The following is a 6,756-nucleotide window of genomic DNA, read 5'->3' as shown; positions in this document are numbered from 1 at the left end:
AAAATAGCCATGGTGCATGCCAGCGGTTTATTTTCATCGGCAGGTGTAAAACGTTTGGGTATACCCCAACTGGTTAGTGATGACGGCCCCCTGGGCGTACGCGAAGAAATTAAACCCGGATGGGCATCTGCCAACCTGCTTACAGATTCGGCTACGTTTTTCCCTAACGGATCGGCCCTGGCTGCTACCTGGAACCCCGAGCTGGCCTACCGTTACGGCCACGATATGGGCGAAGAAGCCCGTGCCCGCAACAAGCAAATTATGCTTGCCCCTGCTTTTAACATAGCACGTACCCCGCTTTGCGGCCGTACTTATGAATATTATTCTGAAGACCCATTCTTAAACTCGCGCCTAGCTGTGGCTTCTGTAAAAGGGATACAAAGCCAGCACGTGGCTGCCTGTGTTAAACACTTTGCGGTAAACAACCAGGAAGTAGAACGTGATTTTATAAGTGTAAATGTAGATGAGCGTACACTCCGCGAAATATATTTACCGGCATTTAAGGCTTCGATTACAGAAGGCGGTGCATGGACTATCATGTCGGCCTATAACAAGCTGCGTGGCGTGTATTGTTCTGAGAATGATTACCTGCTAAACAAGATCTTAAAAGGCGAATGGAAATTTAAAGGCTTAGTGATGAGCGACTGGGGCGGCACACACAGCACAGTTAACGCAGCCAACCACGGCCTCGACCTCGAAATGGGTTCGGGCGAAAAATACGATGCTTACTTTTTTGCCAAACCGCTGCTCGATTCTGTAAAGGCAGGCAAGGTAAGTGTAAAAACTATCGATGCTAAAGTACGCCGCATACTGTGGGTAATGTACCAAACCTCATTAAGCGCTAACCAGCCAAAAGGCAGCATGGCTACACCGGCACATGGCAAAACTGCTTATGACATCGCTTCAGAATCAATTGTGTTGTTAAAGAATGCTAAGCACCTGTTGCCGCTAAATACATCAGCCATTAAAAGCATTGCCGTAATTGGCGATAACGCTACCCATACCTTCCACTTAGGCGGCTTTGGTGCAGGTGTTAAGGCTAAATATGAAATTACGGCGCTAGCCGGTTTAAAAAACAGGTTAGGTAATAAGGTGAATATCAAGTTTGCACAAGGCTATTCGGGCGTTTACATCCCAACTAAGGATAACCACATGGGCGATGATTATAACCATTCAGACTCCGCCATGGTAACCCAGGCGGTAGCAGTGGCTAAATCAACCGATATGGCGATCTTATTTGTGGGTGCCAACCGCGACTATGAAAGCGAAGGCCGCGACCGTAAAGACCTATCCTTACCATTTGGCGAGCAAACGCTTATTGATGCTGTAACAGCCGCTAACCCCAACACCATTGTAGTGGTAGTTGGTGGCGCACCTTATGATATTGGCGCTATTAAAAAAAATAACCACACCATTGTATGGTCATGGTATAACGGTTCTGAAAACGGCAACGCCCTGGCCGACGTTTTAATCGGCAAGATCAACCCATCGGGCAAGCTACCGTTTACCTTCCCGGCTTCGTTAAAAGATTCTCCGGCGCATGCCTTAGATGCTTACCCGGGTAAAGACCATAAGGTAGATTATAAAGAAGGTATTTTAGTGGGCTACCGCTGGTACGATACCAAAAACATCGATCCTTTATACTGCTTCGGTTATGGTTTATCTTATACCGATTATGATTATGACGGCCTTTATGCCGACAGAAAAGCATACAAAACCACCGACAATATTACCGCTACAATTAAGGTAAAAAACACCGGTAAGTATGCCGGTAAAGAAACCGTTCAACTGTATGTACACAAATCCGGTTCGGCTGTTGAACGTGCGGAGAAAGAGCTGAAAGCCTTTAAAAAAGTATGGATAGCTGCCGGGCAAACGGCTACAGTAAGCCTTAAAATACCGGTTAAAGATTTGGCTTATTTTGATGCCACAAAAATGAAATGGGTGGTAGAACCCGGTAAATATAAACTGCTTGCCGGTACCTCATCAAAAGATGTAAAGCAAACCACAACTGTAAATATCAATTAAATCAATCATCTATATCTCGAGAAGTCTTTCAGTTAATTCTGAAAGGCTTTTTTTATGCCTTAATGTGTTTACTTGAGGTCATATTCAATAGCAACGGTGTTGCGGTATTTAATTAAATAATATATATTATAGCTTTGTATTATACCCTGAAATTAAATGTTATCTGAACCCTCATACCTGGCTGCCCGCATGGTAGCTTCTACCATCGAATCGCACTTTGCAATGCACCTGAGTGCGGCGCGGCAAATGGGTAAAACCAACCTGGCCGACGAACCACCCGTGCATATTATTGAAGCCGTGATCGATGCTGCTTTTTGGGCCAGCTTACAGCGGGAAGAAGGCCATTCGCCTAAAATTTCTATCGCACTGTTGCGCCCTGAGCAGGCCGACAGGCCATTGCTTTTTGGGCGTAAGCTGAGGTTAACGCCGCACAATCTTAATAAACTATCGCCTGCGGTAGAGAACCCTGGCATCCATTTAGCAGTATGGAACGAGGGCGACGACGTTTATATCTGGGGAACCACACATGGTATCCCACACATCTGTTTTGTGCTAGAGGTTATTGAACCCGGGCTGGTGGTAATTAAACACAGCCGCATTGATGGCTTTGGTAAATTTGTAAACATCGCCATCCTCAAAGGCGACAAGATCAAGATAGTTGACGAAAACAACTCGGGTATGGGCCCCGATCTGCTGATTTCTTTGCTGGGGATGCCGCTTCCATCCTACCTGTCTAACTCGGTAAATGTTTGGGTTGAACTGGCTGCATCTATGCGGTCGCACCACCGGGGTGGCATTGTGCTGGTTGTGCCAAACGATTCGGATAAATGGCGTAAATCTATCGTGCAACCCATTAGCTACCCGGTAGAACCTCCTTATACGGCCATTACAGAGTTATTCGATCAGGATGCTGACCAACGCAACAGCCTCGAATGGCAGGAACGCCTGATGCAGGGCGTTGATATTATTGGCGGCTTTACGGCGGTAGATGGCGCAACCATTGTAACCCAAAACCACCAGTTGCTGGCATTTGGCGCTAAAATTGCACGGGCCGAAAACAGTGTGCCGATAGAGGAAATTGTAGTTACAGAACCGATTATAGAATCAACCGCCTGCCGTATGCACCCTGCACAAAATGGTGGCACACGCCATTTGGCTGCCGCCCAATTTGTACACGATCAGCATGATGCTATTGCCCTGGTGGCTTCGCAAGACGGCAACTTTACCATCTTCGCCTGGAACCAGGGATTAAACATGGTACACGCGCACCGTATTGATGTATTGTTGTTGTAATTGTATGTGAAAGCAATTATTCTGCAGCAGGCATACCATAAGCAATCCACTCTTCTTTAGATGGGCCATATAAACCTGGTACAGGCAAACCCAGCATCCGCATAATAATGGTCATCTGGCTGCGGTGATGCGCTTCATGGGCTGCCAGAACAGAAAGGATCTTACCTTTTTTCCAGTTCTCGCCATACATCGGTACTTCTTCCTCTAAAGATGAATCTGTCCATTTACCGGGTACGGTTTGGGCCAGCAATGCACTGTTGCGTTTATAGGTTTCCATTACCTCTGCAAATGTGGCCGGAATGGGCATATCTTCTAGCGGATCGGTTTCAAATAAACCTGCTTTAGTGCCCATTTCTGTAATGGTATGGGCAATGTGCCAGGCTAAACGCTCGAGCGAACGCACATTTTCATTTATTTTTTGCGATTTGGTTTCTTCAGTTATTTCAGAAAAAATCTTGACGGTATTGCTTTCTTCCTGTTTCCAATCGTTGAGAAAGTCCTGAATATGACGGTACATAGCGCATTAAATAATTTAGCTACAAAGATTAAAAAAAGCAGTGAAGCACAGGCATGTTATTTTAAAATATTGATGTTTTAACTTTTAATAAAATTCAAATTATTATACCTATATTTCTTTCTTGTACATTTGTAAGTTGTTATAGATAAAATGCTGTCGAAAAAAACCAAATACGCTATCAAAGCACTCGTAATTCTGGGGAAAAATGCTGATCAGCCACCTATGCAGATCTCAAAAATTGCAGAACTGGAAAAAATACCCAAGAAATTTCTTGAACAAATACTCCTGGAGCTGCGTAACTCCGGTTACTTGTACAGCAAAAAAGGTGCAGGCGGCGGCTACAGCCTTAATAAAGACCCAAAAGACATTTACCTGGTAAGCATTATGCGTATTACAGACGGCCCTATTGCCATGGTGCCCTGTGCCAGTTTAAACTTCTACCACCGCTGTGATGAGTGCCACCAGGAAACAACCTGCGGCATTAGGGATGTATTTGTTGAAGTGAGGGATGCTACCCTCAAAATACTCTCTGAAACCAGTATTGCGGATGTTATTTCGCGCGAAAGCGGACTTACCCTCATCCAATAAAAAACATCATTAGAAATACATAAGATAAATTTTTCAAAAATATACTACAACTTCTCTATAGTATATATATATTTGGGGTATAACAACGATGAAAATTAATCATACACTCATTTGCGCCTGCATGTATTGCTGCATTAATAAGCAATAATATTGGCTGTAGCTGTATAATTTCGATCATATACGCCCCTTCAGCCGCAGCCGAAGGGGTTTTTTTTATAATAACATAATTGCCGACATGCAAAGTTTCAGAACAGAACTGGAAAACCCGATAGTTGAGAAGGACATCATAGACCTGGAGAAAAAGATCCGTGCGTTTCGTGAAGGCAAAATCCACGATGAAAAGTTCAGGAGCCTGCGCCTGGCACGCGGCGTATATGGCCAGCGCCAGCCGGGTGTACAAATGGTGCGTATTAAATTGCCTTTCGGTAAAGTAACCTTTAAACAACTACTACGCATTGCCGATATCTCAGACGAGTATGGTAGCAGCAACCTGCACTTAACCACCCGCCAGGATATCCAGATCCATTATGTAAGTCTTGACCGCACACCACAACTTTGGGCCGAACTGGAGCAAGATGAAATTACCCTACGCGAAGCATGCGGTAACACTGTACGTAATGTAACTGCATCTGCAACATCGGGCATCGACCCACTGGAGCCGTTTGATGTTTCGCCTTACGCGCACGCTGTGTTCGAATATTTTCTACGCAACCCTATCTGCCAGGATATGGGCCGTAAGTTCAAGATCTCCTTTTCATCCAGCGAAGCTGATACCAGTTTCTCTTATATCCACGATCTGGGTTTTATCCCAAAACTGAAAGCAGACGGTAGCCGCGGCTTTAAAGTATTATTAGGTGGCGGCCTTGGTGCACAACCGTCACTGGCTCATGCGGTAGAAGAGTTTTTGCCCGAAGACGAATTGATCCCTTACATCGAAGCCATTATCCGTGTGTTCGACCGTAATGGCGAACGTACCAACAGAAATAAGGCACGCCTTAAATTCCTGGTTCAAAAGATCGGGCTTGATGAATTGCTGAACTTAGCAGCCATTGAGAAAACAGCCAACAAGTTTAAATTCTTTAACATAAACAGGGATGTTATTGCACAGCCTCAACCACCCCTGTTAATTGAAAACGCATTAACAGCCGAAGAACTTAAAAACCCACTACGTTACGAGCAGTGGTTAGCTACAAACGTATTTGAACAAAAGCAAACAGACTTTTACGGTGTATTTGTAAAAGTACCTGTGGGCGATATTCCATCAAACACTGCCCGCAAATTGGTAGCAGCCATAAGCCCTTATGTGGCCGATGAAATCCGTATCACCCAAAACCAAGGATTAATGCTGAAATATGCCCGTAAAGCATCTTTACCTGCACTTTACGAAGCGCTGGAAAGCATCGACCTTGCAGCACCGGGCTTTGATAGCGTAGCCGATGTAACCACCTGCCCCGGTACAGATACCTGTAACCTGGGTATCTCTAACAGCATGACCTTATCTAAGGTGCTGGAAGATGTGATTTACAATGAATATGAGCAGCTAATTTATAACCGCGAGATAAAAATTAAGATCAGCGGGTGTATGAACTCCTGCGGTCAGCATGGTTTGGCACATATCGGTTTCCACGGCAGTTCACTAAAATCAGGCAAAGCCGTACTGCCATCTGTACAGGTGTTATTAGGTGGCGGTACTGTTGGCAACGGCGTAGGCCGCGCGGCAGATAAAGTAATTAAAGTACCTGCCAAACGTGCCACACATGTTTTAAGAGCGGTATTGGATGATTACCAGGCAAATTCTATTGCCGACGAAAACTTCCACGGTTATTACGATCGTTTCGGTAAAGATTATTTTTACCAGTTATTAAAACCGCTGGCCGATTTAAGCACCCTAACCGACGATGAGTTTGTAGACTGGGGCCACGTAGAAACCTTTGCAACCGCTATTGGCGTAGGCGAATGTGCCGGCGTAGTAATAGACCTAGTTGCCACCCTGCTTTACGAAACCGACGAAAAGTTAGGTTGGGCAAATGAAGCTTATAACGAAAGTAGATGGGCCGATGCCATTTATCATAGCTACAATGTAATGGTGAGCGGTGCTAAAGCATTGCTGCTGCAAAAAAACATTAACATGAGCACCCAAACCGGCATTATCAAAGAGTTTGACGTAAACTACGTAGACACTCAAGAAATAACATTGAAAAGCAGCTTTAGCGAGCTGATATTACAAATTAATCAGAATGAACCATCGCAGGAGTTTGCCACGCAATATTTGGCAGAAGCAACTTCATTTTTAGATGGCATTAAAGCAAAAAGAGAGGCATTAGTATAAC

Annotated in this window: 5 protein-coding genes; 4 read left to right on the top strand and 1 reads right to left on the bottom strand. The window is 44.7% G+C overall.

Features of this window, described 5'->3' with window-relative positions; genetic code table 11:
- Window positions 1–2,028, top strand: a 2,028-nt coding sequence (locus tag RG47T_RS05090; RefSeq protein WP_253187494.1) for a glycoside hydrolase family 3 C-terminal domain-containing protein, incomplete at its 5' end; no start/stop codon positions are given.
- Between the two features lie 156 nt (window positions 2,029–2,184).
- Window positions 2,185–3,321: a putative sensor domain DACNV-containing protein gene (locus RG47T_RS05085; protein WP_074488422.1), complete on the top strand. Its 1,137-nt coding sequence runs from the start codon at window positions 2,185–2,187 to the stop codon at window positions 3,319–3,321.
- Between the two features lie 16 nt (window positions 3,322–3,337).
- On the opposite strand, the gene RG47T_RS05080 is transcribed toward RG47T_RS05085, so the two are convergent.
- Complete coding sequence (locus RG47T_RS05080) at window positions 3,338–3,838, bottom strand: DinB family protein (protein WP_074488421.1); 501 nt, start codon at window positions 3,836–3,838, stop codon at window positions 3,338–3,340.
- A 150-nt stretch (window positions 3,839–3,988) separates the two neighbouring features.
- Between RG47T_RS05080 and RG47T_RS05075 the strand changes: the two genes are divergently transcribed.
- Together RG47T_RS05075 and RG47T_RS05070 are read left to right on the top strand one after the other, a co-directional pair.
- The gene (locus tag RG47T_RS05075) at window positions 3,989–4,426 is read left to right on the top strand and encodes an RrF2 family transcriptional regulator (RefSeq protein ID WP_074488420.1); all 438 of its coding nucleotides are present in this window, start codon (window positions 3,989–3,991) and stop codon (window positions 4,424–4,426) included.
- Window positions 4,427–4,661: 235 nt separating this feature from the next.
- Entirely contained in the window at window positions 4,662–6,755 is a 2,094-nt protein-coding gene (locus tag RG47T_RS05070) for a ferredoxin-like domain-containing protein (protein WP_074488419.1), read from the top strand.
- Window position 6,756 lies beyond the last annotated feature (1 nt).

The sequence above is a fragment of the Mucilaginibacter polytrichastri genome, from assembly GCF_001911425.1.
GTDB lineage: Bacteria > Bacteroidota > Bacteroidia > Sphingobacteriales > Sphingobacteriaceae > Mucilaginibacter > Mucilaginibacter polytrichastri.
This window is presented reverse-complemented; position numbering and strand designations above follow the sequence as displayed.

Excerpts from the sequence above, each read along its gene's own strand:
- RG47T_RS05085 (WP_074488422.1), top strand. The coding sequence starts at position 2,185 with ATGTTATCTGAACCCTCATACCTGGCTGCCCGCATGGTAGCTTCTACC.
- RG47T_RS05075 (WP_074488420.1), top strand. The coding sequence starts at position 3,989 with ATGCTGTCGAAAAAAACCAAATACGCTATCAAAGCACTCGTAATTCTG.
- RG47T_RS05080 (WP_074488421.1), bottom strand. The coding sequence starts at position 3,838 with ATGTACCGTCATATTCAGGACTTTCTCAACGATTGGAAACAGGAAGAA.
- RG47T_RS05070 (WP_074488419.1), top strand. The coding sequence starts at position 4,662 with ATGCAAAGTTTCAGAACAGAACTGGAAAACCCGATAGTTGAGAAGGAC.